Genomic DNA, 21,734 nt, shown 5'->3' on the forward strand with positions numbered 1-21,734 from the left:
GCTTGTCGCATCTATTGTTGTATGGTTGATTCGGCGCTGAATATTATTTTGATTAGCCGGGGATCTCTCTCTGGGCGAGGTGATGATGGGGAGGGGGTTATTTGCTCTGGCCGACGGGGCAGATGGGTTGGTAGATGCAGGCGCGGCACTTGCTGGCCTTTTGTTTGGTGAGGGATGGGGGGAGTTGGGGGGCGCAGAGGTCCATTTGTTTGATGTGGCGCAGGATCTTTTTGCGTAGGGCGGGGGTGTATTCGATGGGGAATTCACGGTCGGTATAGCGGAGGAGGCCGTGGGTGGGTGGCTCTTCAGCGTATTCTTCGAGGATCAGGCAGTAGGTGGCGACCTGGAGGACGTGGTGGCTGTCGGGGGTCATGGAGTCGATGGCGATCGGTTTGATGTCGATGGGGAGTAGTTGTTTGTTGGGTAGTCGGACAATATAGGTTGGTTTGGCGCTGAGTGGAAATTCGTCTGAGGTGATGGCTTCGCCGAGGCCATCGGTATTCTCGTAGACGAGTTCTCCGGGAGGCAAGCCCAGCGCCTGATGGTGTTCTCGAATCAGGTTTTCGCGTTGGAGTCGGCGTTCATTGAAGAGTAATGAGAAGCAGGCTACGGAGAATAAGAGTAACCCGATGCCGGTCGCAAAGAGGGCCCCGCCTACCATAGTTTATACGTATCCTTCCGTTCCTATTGAATATATATTATTTGAGAATCATAGTGAGTATGGAAAAACCGACGAGTACGACGCCGGTGCCGAGGGCCAGTACTGCTAATCCAAGGAGACGACGCACTTTGGGATGATTATCGACCGCCTCAGTATATTCCTCATCCAGTTCTTCGTCGGCCTCCATTTCGGGCAGTTGCTTGGATCTGCGACCATCCTCATAGAAGGCACCACGGCGCACCAGGATCTGCTCGATGACCTGGTAATCCGGCATCTCGGGTGCCAGCGAGCCATATTCTTGTTCGATCTCTACCATCTGGGCGAACAGGGCATCATTGTCAGCGTGGACGGCTGGATCATATTGTTCATGCCACCAGACCAGTGGACAATATTCGTACTGGGCGACCTCTTTGGCGGTATAGATGCGTTGTGGCGTTAGTAGGTTCCTGGTTTTTTTTTGCTGCATGGTGCTCAATGTTACCTGTACTTAGTTGATGGCTTCCTGCTGTGTCTCTGGTGTTGCTGTGCCAGCCAGGCCCAATGTAGCGGCAACCCGGGTCATGGCCTGGATCACAAAGGCGATATGCTCGTTGAGATCCACCCCCAGTTCCTCGGCCCCCTTAACGAGATCCTCGCGGTTCACGCCGGCGGCAAAGCCCTTGGATTTCATCTTCTTACGCACCGAAGAGACTTCCAGGCCTTCAATGCTTTTCGTCGGGCGTACCAGGACGGTGGCGGTAATCATGCCCGTGATCTCGTCACAGGCATAGAGGCCCTTGGACAGAAGATCGGCGCGAGGATGGCTCTCCAGGTTGACATCATTATGGGCCAGGATGGCGTAGATGATGCGCTCATCATATCCCTCGTCACGTAGCCATTGGGCCGCGACCTGGGTATGTTCTTTCAGGTCGGGATATTCTTCATAATCACTATCATGAAGCAGTCCCGTCATCGCCCACAATTCCTCATCCTCCCCATATTTACGTGCATAGGCGCGCATGGCGGCTTCAACCGATAGCATATGTTTTTGTAGACTCTCACTCTTCACATGGCTGGTCATTAAAGCGTAGGCATCATCTCGTGTTGGCATGCTATCCCTCTCACTCCATCGATGTACGGCTGATTTTGCCTCTATTATAGCACAGGTGTTGCTTTTGGGGACACATGATTAAGAGACATTTCGTACGTGGAGGGTAGTAGGGGCAAGACCTGCCGTTACGGGGGGATCTCAGATGTGAACATTGAAGGGCGTGCTATGATGGTTTGTAGTTCCATTTCTGTCTGGATGATAGGTATGGGATGGTATTTCATTGGCCATTTTAGCACGCCTGGATGAGGAAACAGTATTATGCTACATATTGATGCGAAACCAATAGATCTTCAGTTGACGACGCCGTTTCGGATTGCGCGTGGTGTTCAGCATACGGCTTCGAATGTGGTGGTTGAGGTGAAGCATGAGGAGGCGGTGGGATATGGCGAGGCGGCCCCGAGTAAATATTATGGGGAGAGCGCGGAGACGGTGCTGGCCTGTATCGCTCTGTTTGCGGGCAATCTAGGGGATGATCCGTTTTTGATTGAGGAGATTATGCAGCGGCTGGATAAGGTGATCCGGCATAATCCTTCGGCGAAGGCGGCGGTGGATATGGCGGTGTATGATATTGTGGGGAAAATGCTGGGTGTGCCGGTCTATAAGCTGCTGGGTTTGAATTCCGCGCATACGCCACGGACCTCGTTTACGATTGGCCTGGATAGTCCGGGGGAGATGGCTCGGAAGACGCTGCTGGCCAAGGATTATCCTATCCTGAAGATTAAGGTGGGGACACGGCACGATCTCGAGATCCTGAAGGCGATTCGGGATGTGTCTTCGGCGGTGATCCGGGTGGATGCGAATGCGGGCTGGACTCCAAAGGAGGCGATCCGCAATATTAATGCGATGGCTCCTTATAATATTGAGTTTGTGGAGCAGCCGGTGGCGGCCCATGATCTGGCGGGCCTGAAACTGGTGCGCGAGAATGTCGAGCTGCCAATTATCGCCGATGAGAGCTGTGTGACGATCGAGGATCTGCCACGCTTGAGCGAGTGTGTGGATGGAGTCAATTTTAAGCTGATGAAAAATGGCGGCATACACAATGTGCTCAAAATGATCCATATGGCTCGTGCCTATAATCTGCGGACGATGCTGGGTTGTATGATTGAGAGCTCCCTGTCGATTACTGCGGCGGCCCATCTGACGCCACTGGTGGATTATGCTGATCTGGATGGACAGCTCTTGATTAATGATGATCCTTTTGTCGGCGTGGGTGTGGAGCGCGGGAAGTTGGTATTGCCGACCTATCCAGGACTGGGCGTGCGGATGCGTGCGGCGGCTGAGCAGCTTGAAGATGACTAATATTTTTGATGATTGAATATGGAAGTATCAACGAAAAGGGTGTATGAGAAGATGACGATGAAAGCCAATAAGCCGGAAGTGCAGGTGCGTCCGCCACGTTTGCCGAAGAGGGCACAGGGGCGCGATATTGTTGGTGGATATGTGCAATATCACGAGCGCTATACCTCGCTGGCCCTGGCAAATGTGGATCTCTCAACCCAGGTCGCGGCACGACCGGCCTTTGTGGAGTCCTCTTTTAATCAGGTGATATTCTCTACGACCGAGTTTGAAGACATCCAACTTGACGATATACGCTTTACCTCCTGCGATTTCGCGACCGCCGACTGGTATAAGAGTGTCTGGCATCGGGTCGAAGTCATCGGCTGCCGCATGACAGGCTTTCTGGCGGGCGAGGCCCATCTGGAAGATGTCCTCTTTAAAGATTGCCTGCTCAGCCTGTCCCAATTCCGTTTTACCACCTTGAAGAATGTGCGCTTTGAGCATTGTGACCTGCTAGAAGCTGACCTGCTGGAAGCTGTCCTCTCCAATGTCAGCTTTGAGGATTGCAATTTGCGCCAGGCCGAACTGAGTGGCACCAATCTGTCGGGCATCGACTTAAGTACTTGTTCATTAGAAGCTGCCCGTGTGAGCGCGAAAGAGCTCAGCGGGGCCACCCTGAATATCGCGCAGGCGCTGGCCCTGGTCGAAGCCATGGGCATCCGTATCCAGACGCCACCCGAAGCGTGATCGGATCGTTCCCCTGGCGATTTCATACCCCATCATGATCATGATGGGGTACTTTGACATGGGCCGAGGAGACGGCAACCCGCAAGGGGATTGCCCTACAATAATCATTTCCAGGTTATTTGGTCATATATTTGAAGTCTTAAGGGTATTTTTATTCGAGAGAGTAGACAAAGAAGAAACACGTTAAAGCGTAGGGCAATCCCCTTGCGGGTTGCCGTCTCTTCGCTTCACGTCAAGGTTCCTGGTCATGACCATGTCGGGTATGGGCGGGATTGGTCACATACGATATGGTGGAAGAGGCTGGATGAAATAACTATATGTGTATTGTGTATACAAAAACTATAAAAAAGGCTAGCTGCACCTCCTGATGTGTGCTTTTCGTAACTTTTGTCGGAAAGTGGTTATCAACTCCTCTGGTTAAATTGCCCTGCTATCGATGGGATCTTCCGCTGCTGTCGAGCGTGGCCGTTTGATGGCGGCTTTTTTGAAGAGAAGAGGCCCAATGCGCACCTGTTCATTGGTTAATGTGCACAATTATTTGTGGCGGATATAAAAAATAGCTCAATGAATGTTTCCTGATTATCAATAAAAGTTCAAGATAGTTGTCGTAATAGTCAATTCACATACGCGATACTTACGGTGTTTGTGCATTGTGCACAAATTAGTGGGTGTGATTTGAGATATATTGGACCTTATAAGAGATGCCACTTATTTCTTATACTCTACTCAAGTACGAAATATACAAAACCAGATACATCAACGCTGATATATCCACTCTCCAATTAGAAAATTAGCTGATGCTGATCTTTCTATCCTGTGCTCAGTGATGAGATTTGTCGCCTTCCTGCTGCCTGAGATATGTATTTGTTCTTATTTCGGCCGAAAGGACTTATTGACCTATGACGACACTTTTACGGGCTACATGGACACGCCTCCTCACGAACATGCGTGATCCTCAGATTCGACGGACCGTTGCCTACTACATGGGGGGCAAACTGCTGGGCCTAGGGCTTTTACTGTCGATTATGTATTGGGTGATTCCTACTGCGGTACATGCCGCGACCGGTGCGGCGACTCCAACTCCTGAGATCAATGCGGTCAACACCGTCTGGACTCTGGTGGCTGCTTTCCTCGTATTTTGTATGCAAGTGGGATTTGTCATGCTGGAAGCGGGTTTTGCTCGCTCGCGTGAGTCGGTGAATATTCTGGTTGAGGGTATTGCCGACACCTGTATCTGCGGTATCTTGTTCTGGGCCTGGGGCTTTGCCTTTATGTTTGAGCCAGGGAATGGCTTTATCGGTACGCAGGGTTTCTTTTTAAGCGGCCTGCCCGCTACCTACATGGGTACCGGTATTCCGCTGCTGGCCTTCTGGGTCTTCCAGTTTGCCTTCGCTGATACTGCCTCCACCATCACATCCGGCGCGATGATTGGCCGCTGTGGCTTCTGGGGCGACATTCTTTATAGTATCGGCGTGACCGGCTTTATCTATCCGATCATCGGCCACTGGACCTGGGGTCCGGACGGCTGGCTGGCGATGATGAACTTCAAGGATTTCGCTGGCTCCACGGTTGTCCATAGTATCGGTGGTGCGATCTCGCTGGCCGGTGCGCTGGCTCTGGGACCTCGATTGGGCCGTATCTTCAAGCGTGATGGCGGTGGTCCACCTCCAGCCCACGACCTGATCCTGGGTGCAGTCGGTGGCTTGATCCTCTGGTTTGGCTGGTATGGTTTTAATCCTGGTAGCACACTCTCGGCTCTGGATACCATCGGTATTGGACGCGTCTCGTTCAACACCACCCTGGCCGCCTGCTCCGCTGGTCTGGCTGCCCTGTTCTACTCTTACTTCCGCTCGAAGAATAAGACCTGGGACCTGGGCCTGACCGTCAACGGCTTCTTAGGTGGTCTGGTCGCCATCACCTGTCCCTGTTACTGGGTTGATCCAGTTGGTGCATTCTTTATCGGTATCGTCGCGGCCTTTGTGGTCGTGCTTGGTCTAGACCTGCTCGAATACCTGCGCATCGATGATCCGATCGGCGCGGTCCCTGTCCACCTGTTCGCCGGTATCTGGGGAACCCTGTCATTAGGACTGTTCGCCAGTGGCGCGTATGGCGCACCAACACCAACGGGCGCTGACACCAGCGCGGTCATCAAAGGCCTGCTCTATGGTGGTGGTGTTGGCCAGCTCGGCACACAGTTCATTGGATCAGCGGTAACCGTCGTCGCCACGCTGGCGATCTCGCTCGTACTGATGTATGGACTCAAATATGTAGGTGTCCTGCGTGTCTCTAAAGCTGGTGAGCTTGAAGGTCTGGATCTGCACGAGCATGGTGCCGTTGCTTATCCTGAATACGCCCTGATGGGTGTCGTACCTTCCCTGACCGGCCACGATGACACAACGGTCGCGGCAACGCCAGTCATGGTTGAGGACTAAGAGAGAGAAAGAACATCCCGTCCCCCTCCTGTCTCGATTTGCCATAGGAAAGGAGGCCGTCAGCTTCGCACAACGCGAACTGGCGGCCTCCTTTCCTTTGTAGCTCTATTGAATAGATAGCACCGTGATTCAGCCAGCGAAGTGGCGCTCAAGCGCATCCATTAGAGGCGCAACGCCAAAGCGCAGCGGATCCGTGACTGGTAAGCCAGTTTCATTCATCATCTGCTCAACCGCCTCACGTGCATGCGGCTCATCCAGATGGTTCGTAATCAACGAAATGCCCACCACCTTACTGCGTCGCTCTGGCCGTAGCCAGTTCACCGCTTCCTCATTGATCTCAATCAAACGATTCAAAGAAGGGAACAGGCACTGCTCATAGCCATCGATCGCCGTCTGGCCAGCCTTATGACAAAAGATCAGCGCGTCTGGCATCGAGCCATGCAGCAGGCTTAGCGTTACCGGTGAATAGCCCGGATGATTGAGCGCCCCCTGTCCCTCAACAAAGACCCAATCATGCGCATGGCTGAAATTCAGCACCTGCTCCTCTACCAGACCAGCAGCAAAATCAATAATCAGGCGATCAACCGGTAAGCCGTTGTTCGCGATCATCATACCAGTCTGGCCGGTCGCAATAAACGCACTCGAAAGGCCACGCCTCTGTGCCTCCGCATTCAGATCCAGGGCCGTAGACATCTTACCCGAACCACAGTCCGAGCCAACCAGCAAAACCGTATGGCTCCCCTCGCGGTGTGGGGTAAAATCGGCCACACGCGTCCTGGCGGGTGGCCGGCGTACATCCCAGATCGTCACCCCTTTTCTGGCCGCAGCCGTACGCAACTCTTCATCGTCCGAGACAAATGCATGCAGGCCACTCACAATATTCAGGCCATGCTCGATGGCGGCCAGCAGCTGCCAGCGCCATGACTCAGGCAGCGCACCCCCGCGTGGCGCGATCCCAATCAACAACGTATCCGGTTGATAGGTCAGAGCCTCAGTGATATCGCGCACAACCGGAATACCCTCTCCCACCGGCCCCTGTAATGCCTCCGCGACATCCATGCCAGTATGGGTACTATCAATTACAGCCACCGTTGTATCTGGCGCATAACGAATCACGCCGACCGCTGTCTTCGCAGCATGCCAGCCCAGAGCGCCCTCAGCAAGTATAGCGATTTTGCGTGTTGCCAATTTTACCCCTGTATCCTCTCCTTGTGTCATCAACAGAAAACGAAATAGTGCCGCTCCTATTATAACCGCTCTGGATAGCCGGCGATATGTGACCGCACTATTTTGCCCTGGGTCCGTATCCTAATGCTCAATACATCTCACGTAGCAACATTTTCGATCCGATCCCGATCATGGATGACGATCCGGTCCTGGGTGGGAAAACGTGTGAAGTGAACCTATCGTACGTGGAGTGGCGCCACACGCAAGGCCGGCATGCAGCATGATCAACGGCGATACATGTTAGAAAAGCATCGCATGCCTGTGGCGCCTACACCAATCATGGTTCTTGATCCGGTTCGTAATGGAACGTTCAGGATGGCGATCACGCATCCGAATCATGGTTCTTGATCCGGTTCGCAATGGAACGTTCAGGATGGCGATCACGCATCCGAATCATGGTTCTTGATCTGATGCGTACAGGGGCGGGTCCGGATGGATGGACATGGAATGCCAAACGTTTCCCATCCCTTCGGCACCATCCACCGCGATAGGTGTAGGCGCCACAGCACTGCGTCTCGTTCTTGCACGTTCGCCCACGAAAACCCAGCAGTGCGGCCTCGCGTGTGGCGCCCACTCGACGGACACTCGGTTGGCTTATGGCGCCATTCGACGTACACGACGTCACGCGATGGAGTCGGGGTTTATTACGTTTCCCCTTTAACCGAAAAGGATTGGGGGACAAGTCTTGCCGCTACGTGAGATGTATTGATCCCAATGCTCCTTATTTTTACTGAAGCGTAAGAACGTAAGAACGTAAGAAAGCAGTGTTGTGTTGTTTTTAGCATAAGAACATAAGAACATAAGAACATAAGAAAGCAGTGTTGTGTTGTTTCTATGTGTATGTTGTTTTTAGCATAAGAACGTAAGAACGTAAGAACATAAGAATGTAAGAAAGTAGTGTTACATTGTCTATGTTTGATATATTCGAGATAATTATAAAATTTATATATTATTATATTATTATTATTATATTATTATTATTATATTATTATTATTATATTATTATTATTATATTATTATTATTATATATATGTTTTTAGTTATTTATTGCAGGGATTTAGAGAATATATAGTAATATATTGCATTTACTATGATGATACATATATTGCAGAGAGAATAGAGAAAGTATCTTACTCTTGCAAAGTAATAATTCTTGCTTTCTTACGTTCTTATGTTCTTATGTTCTTATGCTAAATCTACATTGTAAGGAACTATTAATTCTTGCTTTCTTACGTTCTTATGTTCTTATGCTAAAGTTACATTATAAGGAAATACTATTCTTACGTTCTTACGTTCTTACGTTCTTACGTTGTGGGGGGTATTTATCAAAAGGATAAAGAGCTACTATTCCCATACCTTCTGCATATAGAAAATTTGATGAAAATTTTAAGGCCTTGAAATCCTCCAGCGGACAAGAGTTGGTATACAACTTTGGTTATGGTATGGCGTAAAAGAAAGTGTATTGCAAGACTCTCTTTTACGCTGTATTTGTGGCAATACCTAAAGAACATATCAGGAGTGAACTGAGCATGCGCTATCATTTAAAAGAACGTGGCCTGAATCTGAGCGATGACTTTATTATTCGTGATGAGACCGGCCAGGTGGTCTACGAAGTCAAGGGTGATTTTTTACAGATTGGCGACACCTTCTCCATCTATGATCGTGAGACCGGTAACGAGGTCTTGTATCTGAAGAAGAAGATTTTGTCTGATACTACCCACTATGACATCACTCAGAATGGTGTTGAGGTCGCGAGCCTGCGTCGGCGTGCGCAGACCTTGAATGCGGGCATCACCTTTGAGGTCAGTAGTAAGGATGGCATGGTCTTTTATGTGCAGGGGAATTTCAAGGAGTGGGATTTTAATATCGTTGATCATTATGATCGTTTGTTAGGGCATATCAGCCGTGAGTTTGCCCTGTTTGGTGATAGCTACACGGTCGATGTTGTGCCCAATGTTGATGGACCTTTTATCCTGGCCATTGCCATCATTCTTGACGAGATTCGTGAGGATGGCGGTAAAGATTATAGCGATTCGGGAAGATAACAAAAAGTATTTTATTGGCGAATAGTGGTAAATATATCGTCATCAGATCGTGATAGCTAGTGAGAAGCATGGTATAGTTCCGGCTAGCGATGTTTTTCAGCAGGTATGATCATTGAAAAAGGAGTGTTGATGACGATTATTATTACTATTCGCTCGTGCCTTGTTTCTGCTTGCATGGTGTCATAACTACTGGTCCGTGTTTCGCTTGAAAGATGCCTCACGGCTATGTTGGCAGATATGCGACAGAGCAATGGTTGATGGCATGGAGTAGAGAGGGCACTGTTTCTCTGGATGGATAGTTGAAAAGATGAAGTTTGAGTCTCTCTTAGAGCGCTACCACTTTGAGAAGTATATCCTTGAGATCTGTATTGCGACGATGGAACAAGGTGGTGTGACCTCCAAACTGGATACCCATCAGTTTTTATCACTTATTGATGCCTGGGCGATTCCTAAATATCCGGACAAGACAGTTATCCTTCCCCCACATGCGGACCTGCACGATGCGTTACTCTCTTTTGTTGCGCGTAACGAGAAGTATTTGAGGTATGCGGATTGTTGGTTGGGAACCTGGATTGAGCCTGAGACCCATAACTGTTATCTGGACGTTGTCTCGTTGTGTTTTTGTCTGGATGATGCTGTGCAGAAGGCGCAGGCTTTGAGTTTGAGTGCGCAGCGCAAAATAGTTGCGGTCTATGATTTTAAACGTGGTGAGGCGATTTATCTTTAGAGGATGTACGGTGATACCAGGAAATGAAGGATATGTGTCTATGCGGCAAGATGCAATTGCGCTGGTAATTCCAGCCTGGAATGAGGCGGATGCGTTACGGCACCTGTTACCTGAGATTCCAGGGGGATTGGTGCAGTGGACGATTGTGGTGGATAACAAGAGTACTGATGATACGGCCAGTGTGGCGACTGCGGCCGGTGCTGTGGTGGTACGTGAGGAGCTGCGTGGCTATGGGCGGGCCTGTCGCCGTGGTTTTCAGACTGCGCGTGAGCTTGGAGCCGAGATCGTTGTGTTTATGGATGGTGATGGCAGCGATAATCCGGTGGATCTGGCGGCAATGGTGGCCCCTATTGTGTCTGATGAGGCTGATTTTGTGATTGGCTCTCGTGTGGGCAAGCAGGCCGAGCCCGGTGCGGTCCCTCCGCAGGCACGTCTGGGCAATTGGATGATCAGTCGTCTGGTGAGTCAGATGTATGGAGTTGCCGTCCATGATATTGGCTCATTTCGTGCGGTGCGGGTGCAGGTGCTGGAGCGTCTCCAGATGCAGGAGATGACCTTTGGTTGGCCGGTTGAGATGCTGGTCAAGATGGCGCGTGCCCATTATCGTATTCGTGAGATCCCGTTACACTATCGTCGCCGCAGCCATGGACAATCCAAGGTTGCTGGTACCGTGGTTGGCAGCCTGCGGGCGGCATACGCGATGCTCAGTACTATGGCGCGCTATGCCAGAAAAAAGGACCTGAGATATGTCTGAGGTCGCTCTGGCGATTGTGGCACGGTATCCAGAAGTTGGTACAGGCAAGACGCGCCTGGCCCAGAGTATTGGGGCCCAGTTCACGTTCCAGCTGTATCGGTCATTTCTTCAGGATCTGGCCACGCGTTTCGCGGGTTGGAAGTATGATCTTGTCTGGGCCTATACACCGCCTGAACAAGATTTTCTGGCCTGTGTGCATGCGCTACTGGCGGAACCGCCAGAAGTGCCTATGCTGGCCGTCCCTCAGCGGGGATCAGATTTTGCGGCCCGCCTGCATCATGTTTTTCAGGATACGGCCCGGCGCGGATTCACACAGACCATCTTAATTAGCTCAGATTCGCCACAGGTGAGTCGCGAGCTGATTGTGCAGGCGCACCAGGGACTGGAACACGCCGATGTTGTGCTGGGACCGGCGGAAGATGGTGGCTACTATTTGATCGCTATGCGTGAGCCGCATGATGTTTTTAGTGGCATTCCTATGAGTACGGATGTCGTTTTAGCACAGACCATCGAGAAGGCGCGACACCTGAACTTGAAAGTACATGTATTAGCAACGCTATTTGATATTGATACCCGGCTAGATTTACAGCGTCTGGCGAACCTGTTGCAGGCTGAGCCTGCTCTGGCTCCTGCTACCGCTGCCTGTCTGGCTCTTATAAGTAAAAGGGGTTTACTTGCATGACAACGACGACCATCGCTACTCTGCCACGCTCAATTTATATCGAGCCGACCAGTCGCTGTAACGAGTTTTGCCAGCAATGTCCACGTACCTTACTCTCCCGTGAAGACGATCGGGACCTGACCTTTGATGATTTTCGTAAGATCGTCGATCAGTTTCCCGTCCTGGATCGCGTGGTGCTGCATGGTCTGGGTGAGCCGTTGTTGAATAAAGATCTCCCGCAGATGGTGCGCTACCTCAAGGATCGTGGTACGTATGTGTTGTTTAACTCGAACGGTATCGCTCTGACCCTGACCAAAGGCCAGGCCTTGATCGATGCCGGCCTCGACGAGTATCGGCTCTCGATGGATGGCTCTACCCGCGAGACCTATGCCCATGTCCGTGGTGTGGATGCCTTTGATAAGATCTGGCGTAACGTCAATGCCTTCGTTAAACTGCAACAGAAGCAGGATGCCAGCAAGCCAGCCGTCTCGCTCTGGTTTACCGCCATGCGTGAGAATCTCCATGAGTTGCCCGGACTGGTCGATAAAGCCAGCGAGAATGGGATCCGTGAGATCTATTTACAGCGCCTGGTCTATTTTGAAGAGGGCCTGGCGGCCTCCAAACAGGCGCTCTTCCATCGTGCTCTCCCTGAAGAATTGGCGATCATCCGTCAGACGCAGCAACTGTGTCAGGAGCGCGGTATCACCTTTAAAGCGGCCGGTGCCGCCTCTCCCGTGGAAAGTATCGTACGCGACTTCGGCGAGCGCCCCTGGTCTGGTTGTCAGCGTCCCTACACCCTGACCTATATCACATCCAGTGGCAACGTCCTCTCCTGTTGTTTCGCGCCCTTTGGGCATCGTAGCGCCAAAGAGTATCGTGAAGAGCGTGTGCTGGGCAACATCTTCCAGGAATCGATCGAGCAGATCTGGCATGGTGAGCGTTACAATCAGTTCCGCAATGCCTTTGAGAGCGATCATCCCGCCCGTCATTGTGCGCAGTGTGGTGTGAACTGGAGTTACTAGAATGCCAACGCTAGACCTTCCAGCATTGACGGACAGGCGCCATGTATCCTCCTCGTTTGGGGATACATGGCGTTTTCCCTTGTTATGCTTCCTGTTACTGATCGCGATCGGCTATAACATCTTTCTGTCGGTGGTGATTACGCCCATAGACACTGATAGCAGCCCCTTCATCGTTTTCTGGCTGATCAGCTTTCTCCCCTATCTGGCCGCCTGTATCTTGATCCTTACCACGCGTGCCCCCGTAGGGCGTCGACGCTGGCGTGAGATCGCGCTCATCCTGGTCGGAGCTCTGGTTCTGCGTGCCCAACTGGTGCATCAGGACCCCAACCTGTCGCACGATTCATGGCGTTATCTATGGGATGCGCGTGTCACGCTCAACGGCTTCAGTCCCTACGTCTATCCACCCAACCATCCTCTCTTCCTCCATTTACGCGACTTCCTGTACAGTAATAGCCGCTTCCGTGGTTCCCCGACCATCTATCCGCCAGCGGCCCAGGGATTCTACCTGTTCAGCTATCTCCTCGCACCGGGAAATCTCGTTGTTCTCAAGTGCATATTTATCCTCTGTGATCTGGTCTCAACAGCGGCCCTGGCGCTGCTCCTGCTGCGTAAAGGCATGGACCCCGCGCGCTGCATGCTCTACGCCTGGTGTCCCTTACCGATCATTGAATACGCCATCCAGGGCCATCTGGATGCCCTGATGATCACCTTTATCCTGCTCACCATTGTCTGTGCGCAAAGCTCACGCAAGGGGGCGCGTATCCTTACAGGCTTCCTCCTGGCCATCGCGACCATGACCAAGCTCTATCCCTTGTTGCTCCTGGTTGTCGTCTGGCGTGGGAGACGCGACTGGGGCCTGCTCGTCACCTTCCTGGTCACAATTGTTGTTTCTTATATCCCCTATCTGATCCTGGGAAATGGTCAGATCCTGGGCTTCTTTGCCACCTATGCCAGTGAGGTAGGCGCGACCAATGGTGGTCCCCTGGCCCTCTTCCTCCACTGGATCAGCGTACAGACCGGCATGCCGCTACAGGTTACCTATATTGTGGATCTCCTCCTGGTTGGTTCGGTCTCGCTATGGATCTGGCGCAGGCGCTTGCAAGAGCGCCTATCGATGGAGGCGGCGCTGCTCATCTTATTCGGCGTCATCTTCCTGATCTCTACCCATGTCTTCCCCTGGTACCTCTCCGTCCTGTTACTTGGCATCGCCCTCCTGATCGAGGCCCCCTGGACGCGTGCACGCGGCTGGAGTAGTCGTGGGCTTGCCATGATCGCGCTCTGGTATCTCTGTGTGACCAGCATCCTGGGCTACATCCTCGCCAACGCATCAGACTGGACCTGGTATTACCTGGCGGTCTATGGTGTAACACTCTTGCTTCTAGGACTGGCTGTATTATTGGCTTTCTTACGGCGGCGTAGCGATCGGCGAGCTCAGAATTTGTTGGCTCATTAAAATGTAAAAATCAGGAACATGTGACGTGACACTGATGGATGCCATGATAGAGATTGACAGGCCTGCAACTTTCTATCATGGCGGGGAAAAGAAATCATGTATTCACGATGGCAGAAAGAAAGTGAATTATGTCCGATATAAAGTCAACTCCGAGAAGGCAAGAAACGCCGGCGACTCCACCCGGAGGTTTCTCGAACACGCGGACGCTGTTGTTGTCCGCTGTGTGGGCCCTGATTGCTGGTCTGGCTGCCAGCTTATGTGCCACTTTAGTTATGGGCCTGCTACGCTTATTGGCTGGTATACCTACACCTGTAGAGATGTTCGGCGATTTTACACTCAAGCATATTAACGTTGACACATTTATTCGCCTGCTGGCAACCTACTCAAAGAAAACCTATCCGCTGGGTCTGGCCCTACTTGGCATGATCGCCCTCGGGACAGTGCTCGGATTGCTCTATGCCCTGGCCGTCCGCATAAAGCTACCAGCCAATGGCTATCGCCCTGGACGTCGTGAGTGGCTGGTTGGACTGGCTATTGCCCTGGCTATGACCCTCGTTGCGACCATCCTTTTCTGGAGGGAGTTGCCGCAAAACTTTCTCGGTTGGCCTTATACGACTGCCCGCATTTTAACCATCCTGGGATTATTGCTTGATTTTGTGGTCTATGGCCTTGTTTTATGTCTGGGATTCCGGGCCTTATTACCAAAGCGGCCTGTCGCTACGGCTGATGTCGCGGTGGCGCAGCGGCGGCAATTGCTGGCCCGTGGTGGTGTGGTCGCGTTAGGTGTTGGTGCGGGACTGGGCACGTGGGGGGCGATCCAGAAATACGTGAGCGATTATACCGCTTATGATGGTATGAAAACAGCGTTTCCCAAACATATCATCCCCCAGATTACCCCGAATAACGATCACTACGTCGTGACCCAGAATCCGGTTGATCCCGATCCCAACGTTGCTCTCTGGCGACTGGAGCTCACTGGATTGCTCAATAAGCCGGGAAGTTATAGCTATGACGAGCTCCAGAAGCTTCCCTCCACCTCACGGGCGATTACGCTGGAGTGTATTGCCAATGGTGAGAACGACCACCTGATCGGGAATGCCATCTGGCATGGCGTCTCATTGCGTACCCTGCTCGATCAGCATGGTGGTGCCCAGTCAAATGCTCGCTACATCGGCTTTTATTGTATTGACGGCTTCAATACCACCCTCCCACTGAAAGAGGTCCTCGATGCTGACCCTCTATTAGCCTGGAACATGAACGGTGCCGTATTGCCCAGACGCCACGGCTATCCTCTACGCATCCTCATTCCCGGTCGCTATGGGGAAGAGAATCCCAAGTGGCTGACCCGCATCGACTTCAGCCAGGAATTTACCGATGGACTCTACTCGGCCCAGGGCTGGTACAATGGCGTCCTGCATACCATGAGCCGTATTGACCTCCCATACCGCGATATTCCTATTCGCGCCGGTGACAGCGTTCCCATGACCGGTATCGCCTTCGCCGGTAACCGTGGCATCCAGCGGGTCGAAGTCAGTACTGACGCTGGAACCACCTGGAAAGACGCCACCCTGGAGCCCCCAACCTCCAAGGATAGCTGGGTCTTCTGGAAATCCACCTGGCAGCCAACCCGCGCCGGAGACTACACCCTGACCGTACGCGCCACCGACGGCACCGGAGCCGTCCAGACCTCGCGCCGTCAAGGCACCGTCCCCAACGGAGCAACCGGCTTCTCTCGCGTCAAGATTACTGTCATGTAAATATCATCGCACTAACAAGAAGGCATCCGTGAAGAATGTATCTCTCATGGATGCCTTTCTCTTATCTGGTTCGGGAGTGCGCAACTGACACGTTGGGAATCCCTTTGCCTGAGTATGTATGATATGTTTAATAGCTTCTTCCAATTTTCAATGCCTGGCAGGTTATGTAACGCAAAAGCTAAGAGCTTAATCACAGAGAAAGAGAAAGGAAGAGAGATGTCCATGCAGCCTGGCGTCCTTTTTGAAGCTATTTTTGCTTCATTACCGGACGCAGTCGTGGTTTGTGACCAGGAAGGAAGCATCCTACATATCAATGCTCCAGCTCTCAAGCTCTTGGAGCTGTCCTCTGAACTTCGCTGGCAAGGAAAGCCCTTACGGGAGTTGTTGCAGCACTATACGCTCAGTGACGAGCAGCAACACCCCATCGCTCTCGCGTCGTGGCTTCAGAGCCTCTCCCTTGATGAGATGGCTGTAAGCGGTGCGTGCGAACAAACAATTATGCTCCGCCTACCTTCCGGATGGACGTTCTCACTCAACTTATGTTGTTCACTCCTGTTGGATGCGCACCAGCAGCTAATTGGTACCATTCTGGTATTCCACCACATCTCCCCCCATTATCAAAAAGCGCTCCACCTTCAACGTGTCCAGCAAGCTGTGCGGGCTTTGAACACAGCTATTTCCAATATTCCTGCCAATATTGATTTTACCTTTTCTCAAGAAACGCCCCTTTTATCACCTCCCATGCTTTTTGTAGCCAAACAGCTGGTGGATATGATTCGCCAGGTGCTCAATTGTTGGCGTGTGAGTCTGCTTGCGCTTGAACCTCAGACGCTACGTATTTACCATGCCATAGGCAGTGGCTTCACTCCTGAACAAGAAGAAGGGCGTCGGGGCGTAGACGGACGCTTTATCTATTCAGATTTTACCGACAAAAGGATCCATGATCAGCTTTGTGCTGATCAGGAGGTGATTATCTCAACGGATCGTCTGCGTGTTCCGAAGGACTTCCCGCAAGATTTAATCACTCCAGCAACTATCCTGGGCATTCCACTATTGATCGAGCAGCAATTAGTTGGGGCGATCGTCATTTATAAAGCTGGTTGGGATAGTTATTATTCACAGGAGGAGGTGGAATTGGTGAGAGCGGTGGCCGCACAAGCCCTGCTGATCATCCAATATCTCAGCTGCTTGCATAGACGGACGGGGCAGCAGACCCGCACACTCGTGGAGCATGAAGTACATCATCTCATTAATGAATTACTGACCCTGGCCAGTCATGAATTGCGCACTCCTCTGACGGGAATCAAAGGCAATCTGCAATTAGCGCAGCGCCGCTTAGCGAAGGTGAAGCTTCAGATTTCCGGGCAGACTTCCCCCGCAAACGAGCAGATTGCGCAGGCTGAGGAACCCTTAGCCGAAGCCGTGGCCAGCGCTCGGATTCAGGAACGGATGATTCAAGATATGATCGATGATACCCGTATCCAGGCCAACACCCTGACGCTGTCTCTGAAACCATGTGATCTCTTGGCTCTGATCCAGGCAGTTGTGACGAGCAAGCAACAAGCTGCGCCTGATCAGACTATCACGCTGGAGAACCTGACGACAGCCGCGACGATTCCCATTATGGCCGATGCTGAACGCATCACTCAGGTGCTCTCTATCTACCTGACGAATGCGCTTACCCATTCTCCGGCGGGGCAATCAGTGACGGTACGGGTGCAGGTTGAGGATGCCGTGGCACGAATCTCAGTCCATGACGAGGGAGAGGGCATTCCTATAGAAGAACAGGTTCACCTCTGGGAGCGCTTCTATCGCGGCAAAGGAAGCGCTGTACAGCATGAACTGGATCTGAGCCTGGGTTTAAGCTTCTATCTGTGCCAGGCGCTCATTGACCGCCATCATGGTCGTGTCGGAGTCGAAAGCAATGTTGGACACGGGACGACATTCTGGTTTACGTTGCCCTGTTCTGCAAGCGGGTCACTGCCTACAGGGGAAGTGGAGTGATCAGAGGTTGCTGAGTCAATAGAATTTATGTTGATAATTGGTGTGATCAGGTTAAGATTATGAAAAAGAAACAAGAAGATACTCCTATTTTTTCACTATGATGAGCGTGAGCATCGAAACAATTCTATACTATGGAGAGAGAGGAGCAGAAGTCCTGTTTCTTTTTGATTGAGGAGTATATCAGGTATGTCAAAGCAGTTCAAGATCGCCGCAATTACATTGGTAGTAACCGCAGTCGCTCTCGGAGTGTTTGCGTTTTTTTGGGGACAATCGTTACGTGCATCTTCCTCTCCCACACCAGCCACAACCCAATCGGCTCCGGTGACAAGTCCAGCAGCGCCGACGCTTCCCGCCACACCGGCAACAGGAAAAAATCAGGCCCAGCCCGCCCAACAACCACAGCAACAGGCAGCGCCAGCCCAGCCCGCCCAACAGGCTCAACAGCCCCAGCCAGCAGCGCCAGCCCAGAAGCCCCAGTGTACGTGTACGCAGAAAGCAGTCCCGACACCTCCCGTTGTCGTTTCTGCACATCCCAAGCACTGGTAAATAAAAGGATAGGTATTCATCGCACACAGAAGGGTTGCCAACCAGGTCCATACATAGCACCCTATTTTTCAGGTATAGCCTGGCCGGGTGTATGATGGTTATAGAGGATTGCGCGCGTTTTGAGCAATTGGCCCTCTATAACTGTTGGGATAATTCGTGTATTTCGACGGTTATTAACTCTAGACGCATGCTCTTATCCATGCTATTATGGGTGGCAATCGTACTGTGTTGATACCTGAAGAAGGGAGTTGTGCTTTATGGGCACTAACTTGTTTCGGTGGCTCTTTGAAGATCCAATAACGGCTGGATCAAATGGCAATCTGCCATCCGCGGAAACCTTTCATTTTCTCTGGCCCTGGCTTATTTTTTGTCTTGTCGGCCTGCTAATCACATTCTATTACTCAGTTGAGGGTCGTAAGCGCTTCGTGCGTAGCAAGCCGCTCCTCAAATACATGTATGACCGCTACCTGGGTTGGTTTGCCGTAATCTGTTTTATTGGCCTACCACTTATCGGTGCCCGTGTCTTGCTGGATGGTTATTTCTTTTCCTGGCGTGTCTGGCGTTACCTCTGGTTGCTCTCACTGGCCATATGGGCGGTGACCTGGATTGTATACCTGGTCCGCAAATATCCGGCTGAGCGTGCTAACTACGAGGCCTACCAGCGCCGTCGGCAATACATACCTAAAGGCAGCAAACGTAAAGCTCGTACAGCATCACGCTAGTTCTAGCACCTCTCTTTAACAGGTATGATGTCTGACACGACAACAGGAATTATCCTCGCCGGGGGGCAGAGTTCCCGCATGGGACGTGATAAAGCGCTTCTGCCCCTACCTGGCGCACAAACTATGACCTTTGTCTCTCATCTGGCAACCTTACTCTCCTCAGTTTGCCGGGAAGTCATACTGGTTGCTCGTGACCAGCCGCAAGCGGATCTCTATCTCCCTCACCTCCCCTCTCCTATCCGTGTGATCACCGACCTCACTCCCCATGTTGGTCCTTTAATGGGACTCTATAGCGGCCTGCGCGCAATGACGACGCCTCAGGCTGTAGTGACCGCCGTAGACATGCCCTTTGTTCAGCCCGCCCTCCTGACCTTTCTCTTATCGCAGGCCCAGCCAGACAAGGTTGTGATGCCAATGGTAGACGATGTGCCACAGGTACTCCTGGCGCTCTATCCGCAGAGTGTCCTGCCATGGATTGAGCAGCGCCTGCGGGAAGGGAGACGCGACCCTCGTTCGCTGTTGGCACTCGTACCAGTGCTACCAATTAAAGAAGCGCAACTGCGAACTGTAGATCCGCAATTGCGCTCGTTTGTGAATGTAAATACTCCAGAAGAATTATCCTTTTATTCTTCATAGGCCGAGACCCCTCACCTGAACTATATTTGATTATAGCGATAGGCGATCGGCTCTTCTGGCGTATCCTGTTGAACCAGTTGCTGGATACGCCGCCAGCGCCGCTGTGCCATAGTCTTTAGCTCATCATCAAAGCCACGCAACGACAACCATTCTCGACTGGCCCCAGTGACCACCACATCGGTCTCACGTAGCTGGACAAGATTGCTAGCACCACTTAGCTGCATCGCCACCTTAAGCTGCGCTACCGTGCTCTCAATGACTTCACAGACCTTCTCATAACTCTCACTGGCCGCCTTCAAGAGCGGAAAACCAATGCCAACCAGAGTTGCGCCAAGAGCCAGCGCTCGTGCGGCATCCAAACCGCTGCGAACACCACCAGTAGAGATCAATGGTAGGTTGGCCGTACCAGCCTCGATCACCGAGATCGGCGTCGGAATCCCCCAGTCACGATAGAGGAGACCAATATTCATCGTACGCTCATCGCCCCGCGATTCAGAGCGAGCCGCCTCCATCGCCGACATGCTACTACCGCCGGCCCCACCGACATCGATGGCCGAGACCCCACAGGAACGCAAGAGTAGAGCCTGCTCACGACTGACGCCCGCCCCGGTCTCCTTTGCAATCACAGGCAACTCCATCTGTTGCACCAACTGCTTGATGGCTTCCACCTCACCAAACGCATTGCGATCCCCCTCAGGCTGAGCGGCCTCCTGCAAACTATTCATATGTATCGCCAGAGCATTTGCCTTAATCATCTTAATCGCGCGCTGAACCTGTTCAAGCGTAAACGGACTATGATCGGCCTGCTGGATCAACTGTGGAGCACCAATATTGGCGATCAAAAAAGCACTCGGAGCCGTCTCACGCACCACCGTATAGCTCTCAGCCAGATCAGGATTCAATATAGCGGCGCGTTGACTCCCCACCCCCATAGCCAACCCATAATGTTCAGCGGCCCGTGCCAGATTGCGATTAATATTCACCACATCCGGATGACCACCCGTCAGCGAAGACATAAAAATAGGATAGCGCAACGGCTGTCCCAGAAAAGTGGTACTAAGATCAATCGCATCCAGATCCACCTCAGGTAGAGCCTGATGGACAAACTGGACATCGCTCCAGCCAGCGCGCTGAGGTGCCGACACATCGCGCTCCAAAGCAATATTCACATGTTCAATTTTACGTTGTTTGACTTCGTCCGCCATAGGTGCAAACGGTCCTTTCTTCTAGCTACTTACTACTGTGACGTTCATGACCTCAACATAAGGTACACACACACTATGACGAACGAAATTCCCCGGATATTTTAATACGCTGTTGCTCTTGCCAAAGAATACATGGCATCCTCCCTCTCAAATGAGCGTAACAAAGCTGGAAATACTTTATGGCTGGTATTGCTGGTCGTTTTCGGTGAGGTAGATGGTAACGGGAATATCGAGCTGGTTGAGGTAACGGGCCATGAGAGGACCCACTTGTTCCCATCTGAGACGACCATAGCCGGCTCCGAGTTTGGGGAATGCGATGCTGTGAATATTGAGCGTATGGTAATGGGCAACGAGATAGTGCAGGCCTTTTTCAATATATTCAAGCTTAGAATTAGCACGCACGGCGTCTTTGGTCGGAAAATTTAAGATCCAGGGTGTGCTCTGGGTGTATAGTGTGGGCTGGCCGATACGTAACAGGCCGCTCTGGCACTCTTGTTGATAGGTGCGAAACATAGCTGGATAGCGCTGCTTAAAGGCTAACGCCAGTCCTTTTCCCATGATCCCCTGGCAATTCACAGGATTAACAAGCACCTGAGCCGACGATGAGAAGATATCACCCGTTGCATACTGAATGGTTGCCATCATAATCCCCCCTCATAATTGAAATACGTATAATTATAACGCGCTCCATCATAACATAGAAGGATATTAAAATTGATGACAATTTTTGAAAATATTTGACATTGGATGACGGTGCTTGTATTATT

The 21,734-nt window shown here is 51.7% G+C and carries 20 protein-coding genes; 14 read left to right on the plus strand and 6 right to left on the minus strand.

All coding sequences use genetic code 11. The features are described from left to right. Positions 1-97: 97 nt before the first annotated feature. From EL633_RS13215 to EL633_RS13225, 3 genes are read right to left on the minus strand one after another with little or no spacing between them, the layout of a single operon-like run. Complete coding sequence (locus EL633_RS13215; protein ID WP_126627630.1) at positions 98-661, minus strand: CRISPR-associated protein Cas4; 564 nt, start codon at positions 659-661, stop codon at positions 98-100. 37 nt (positions 662-698) lie between these two features. Further along, positions 699-1,127: a hypothetical protein gene (locus EL633_RS13220; RefSeq protein WP_126627631.1), complete on the minus strand. Its 429-nt coding sequence runs from the start codon at positions 1,125-1,127 to the stop codon at positions 699-701. A gap of 21 nt (positions 1,128-1,148) precedes the next feature. Beyond that, positions 1,149-1,751, minus strand: a complete 603-nt coding sequence (locus EL633_RS13225; protein ID WP_126627632.1) for an HDIG domain-containing metalloprotein — start codon at positions 1,749-1,751, stop codon at positions 1,149-1,151. Positions 1,752-2,009: 258 nt separating this feature from the next. On the opposite strand from EL633_RS13225, the gene EL633_RS13230 reads away from it, so the two are divergent. The 3 genes from EL633_RS13230 to EL633_RS13240 all read left to right on the plus strand — a co-directional run bounded on the left by EL633_RS13230 (position 2,010) and on the right by EL633_RS13240 (position 6,208). Next, positions 2,010-3,050: a dipeptide epimerase gene (locus EL633_RS13230; protein ID WP_126627633.1), complete on the plus strand. Its 1,041-nt coding sequence runs from the start codon at positions 2,010-2,012 to the stop codon at positions 3,048-3,050. A gap of 51 nt (positions 3,051-3,101) precedes the next feature. Beyond that, the gene (locus EL633_RS13235) at positions 3,102-3,776 is read left to right on the plus strand and encodes a pentapeptide repeat-containing protein (protein WP_161982124.1); all 675 of its coding nucleotides are present in this window, start codon (positions 3,102-3,104) and stop codon (positions 3,774-3,776) included. Between the two features lie 899 nt (positions 3,777-4,675). Beyond that, on the plus strand, positions 4,676-6,208 hold the full coding sequence (locus EL633_RS13240) for an ammonium transporter (RefSeq protein ID WP_126627635.1): 1,533 nt from the start codon (positions 4,676-4,678) through the stop codon (positions 6,206-6,208). Positions 6,209-6,337: 129 nt separating this feature from the next. Here the strand turns inward: EL633_RS13240 and EL633_RS13245 are convergent, their stop codons facing one another. Then, entirely contained in the window at positions 6,338-7,396 is a 1,059-nt protein-coding gene (locus EL633_RS13245) for an N-acetyltransferase DgcN family protein (protein WP_246039129.1), read from the minus strand. 1,568 nt (positions 7,397-8,964) lie between these two features. Between EL633_RS13245 and EL633_RS13250 the strand changes: the two genes are divergently transcribed. The 11 genes from EL633_RS13250 (at position 8,965) to EL633_RS13300 (ending at position 19,762) form a co-directional block, all read left to right on the plus strand. After that, positions 8,965-9,480: an LURP-one-related/scramblase family protein gene (locus EL633_RS13250; protein ID WP_126627637.1), complete on the plus strand. Its 516-nt coding sequence runs from the start codon at positions 8,965-8,967 to the stop codon at positions 9,478-9,480. A gap of 307 nt (positions 9,481-9,787) precedes the next feature. Continuing rightward, positions 9,788-10,207, plus strand: coding sequence for a hypothetical protein (locus EL633_RS13255; protein WP_126627638.1), 420 nt, complete (start codon positions 9,788-9,790; stop codon positions 10,205-10,207). Between the two features lie 40 nt (positions 10,208-10,247). Beyond that, complete coding sequence (locus tag EL633_RS13260; protein ID WP_126627639.1) at positions 10,248-10,961, plus strand: glycosyltransferase family 2 protein; 714 nt, start codon at positions 10,248-10,250, stop codon at positions 10,959-10,961. Next, on the plus strand, positions 10,954-11,643 hold the full coding sequence (locus tag EL633_RS13265; RefSeq protein ID WP_126627640.1) for a TIGR04282 family arsenosugar biosynthesis glycosyltransferase: 690 nt from the start codon (positions 10,954-10,956) through the stop codon (positions 11,641-11,643). Before EL633_RS13260 ends, EL633_RS13265 begins: the two co-directional genes overlap by 8 nt. Further along, positions 11,640-12,644, plus strand: a complete 1,005-nt coding sequence (locus EL633_RS13270) for a radical SAM protein (RefSeq protein WP_126627641.1) — start codon at positions 11,640-11,642, stop codon at positions 12,642-12,644. Before EL633_RS13265 ends, EL633_RS13270 begins: the two co-directional genes overlap by 4 nt. A gap of 1 nt (position 12,645) precedes the next feature. Then, positions 12,646-14,097 (plus strand): glycosyltransferase 87 family protein, encoded by a 1,452-nt coding sequence (locus EL633_RS13275; RefSeq protein WP_126627642.1) that lies wholly within the window; start codon positions 12,646-12,648, stop codon positions 14,095-14,097. A gap of 128 nt (positions 14,098-14,225) precedes the next feature. Continuing rightward, on the plus strand, positions 14,226-15,854 hold the full coding sequence (locus tag EL633_RS13280; RefSeq protein WP_126627643.1) for a molybdopterin-dependent oxidoreductase: 1,629 nt from the start codon (positions 14,226-14,228) through the stop codon (positions 15,852-15,854). Positions 15,855-16,070: 216 nt separating this feature from the next. Then, positions 16,071-17,858: a sensor histidine kinase gene (locus EL633_RS13285; RefSeq protein WP_161982125.1), complete on the plus strand. Its 1,788-nt coding sequence runs from the start codon at positions 16,071-16,073 to the stop codon at positions 17,856-17,858. A gap of 186 nt (positions 17,859-18,044) precedes the next feature. After that, entirely contained in the window at positions 18,045-18,404 is a 360-nt protein-coding gene (locus EL633_RS13290; protein WP_126627645.1) for a hypothetical protein, read from the plus strand. A 257-nt stretch (positions 18,405-18,661) separates the two neighbouring features. Then, the gene (locus EL633_RS13295; protein WP_126627646.1) at positions 18,662-19,126 is read left to right on the plus strand and encodes a hypothetical protein; all 465 of its coding nucleotides are present in this window, start codon (positions 18,662-18,664) and stop codon (positions 19,124-19,126) included. A gap of 27 nt (positions 19,127-19,153) precedes the next feature. Then, positions 19,154-19,762 (plus strand): molybdenum cofactor guanylyltransferase, encoded by a 609-nt coding sequence (locus EL633_RS13300; protein WP_281275910.1) that lies wholly within the window; start codon positions 19,154-19,156, stop codon positions 19,760-19,762. A gap of 20 nt (positions 19,763-19,782) precedes the next feature. On the opposite strand, the gene fni is transcribed toward EL633_RS13300, so the two are convergent. Continuing rightward, entirely contained in the window at positions 19,783-20,967 is a 1,185-nt protein-coding gene (fni, locus tag EL633_RS13305; protein ID WP_126627648.1) for a type 2 isopentenyl-diphosphate Delta-isomerase, read from the minus strand. A gap of 177 nt (positions 20,968-21,144) precedes the next feature. Next, positions 21,145-21,612: a macro domain-containing protein gene (locus EL633_RS13310; protein ID WP_126627649.1), complete on the minus strand. Its 468-nt coding sequence runs from the start codon at positions 21,610-21,612 to the stop codon at positions 21,145-21,147. Positions 21,613-21,734: the final 122 nt, after the last annotated feature.

Origin of the sequence: Dictyobacter alpinus, from assembly GCF_003967575.1 — a bacterium.
GTDB classification, from domain to species: domain Bacteria; phylum Chloroflexota; class Ktedonobacteria; order Ktedonobacterales; family Ktedonobacteraceae; genus Dictyobacter; species Dictyobacter alpinus.

Coding starts and splice junctions, on each gene's coding strand:
- EL633_RS13230 (WP_126627633.1), top strand. CDS start 2,010: ATGCTACATATTGATGCGAAACCAATAGATCTTCAGTTGACGACGCCG.
- EL633_RS13250 (WP_126627637.1), top strand. CDS start 8,965: ATGCGCTATCATTTAAAAGAACGTGGCCTGAATCTGAGCGATGACTTT.
- EL633_RS13235 (WP_161982124.1), top strand. CDS start 3,102: ATGACGATGAAAGCCAATAAGCCGGAAGTGCAGGTGCGTCCGCCACGT.
- EL633_RS13290 (WP_126627645.1), top strand. CDS start 18,045: ATGTCAAAGCAGTTCAAGATCGCCGCAATTACATTGGTAGTAACCGCA.
- EL633_RS13220 (WP_126627631.1), bottom strand. CDS start 1,127: ATGCAGCAAAAAAAAACCAGGAACCTACTAACGCCACAACGCATCTAT.
- EL633_RS13295 (WP_126627646.1), top strand. CDS start 18,662: ATGGGCACTAACTTGTTTCGGTGGCTCTTTGAAGATCCAATAACGGCT.
- EL633_RS13240 (WP_126627635.1), top strand. CDS start 4,676: ATGACGACACTTTTACGGGCTACATGGACACGCCTCCTCACGAACATG.
- EL633_RS13285 (WP_161982125.1), top strand. CDS start 16,071: ATGTCCATGCAGCCTGGCGTCCTTTTTGAAGCTATTTTTGCTTCATTA.
- EL633_RS13255 (WP_126627638.1), top strand. CDS start 9,788: ATGAAGTTTGAGTCTCTCTTAGAGCGCTACCACTTTGAGAAGTATATC.
- fni (WP_126627648.1), bottom strand. CDS start 20,967: ATGGCGGACGAAGTCAAACAACGTAAAATTGAACATGTGAATATTGCT.
- EL633_RS13300 (WP_281275910.1), top strand. CDS start 19,154: ATGTCTGACACGACAACAGGAATTATCCTCGCCGGGGGGCAGAGTTCC.
- EL633_RS13265 (WP_126627640.1), top strand. CDS start 10,954: ATGTCTGAGGTCGCTCTGGCGATTGTGGCACGGTATCCAGAAGTTGGT.
- EL633_RS13215 (WP_126627630.1), bottom strand. CDS start 661: ATGGTAGGCGGGGCCCTCTTTGCGACCGGCATCGGGTTACTCTTATTC.
- EL633_RS13270 (WP_126627641.1), top strand. CDS start 11,640: ATGACAACGACGACCATCGCTACTCTGCCACGCTCAATTTATATCGAG.
- EL633_RS13275 (WP_126627642.1), top strand. CDS start 12,646: ATGCCAACGCTAGACCTTCCAGCATTGACGGACAGGCGCCATGTATCC.
- EL633_RS13260 (WP_126627639.1), top strand. CDS start 10,248: ATGCGGCAAGATGCAATTGCGCTGGTAATTCCAGCCTGGAATGAGGCG.
- EL633_RS13280 (WP_126627643.1), top strand. CDS start 14,226: ATGTCCGATATAAAGTCAACTCCGAGAAGGCAAGAAACGCCGGCGACT.
- EL633_RS13310 (WP_126627649.1), bottom strand. CDS start 21,612: ATGATGGCAACCATTCAGTATGCAACGGGTGATATCTTCTCATCGTCG.
- EL633_RS13225 (WP_126627632.1), bottom strand. CDS start 1,751: ATGCCAACACGAGATGATGCCTACGCTTTAATGACCAGCCATGTGAAG.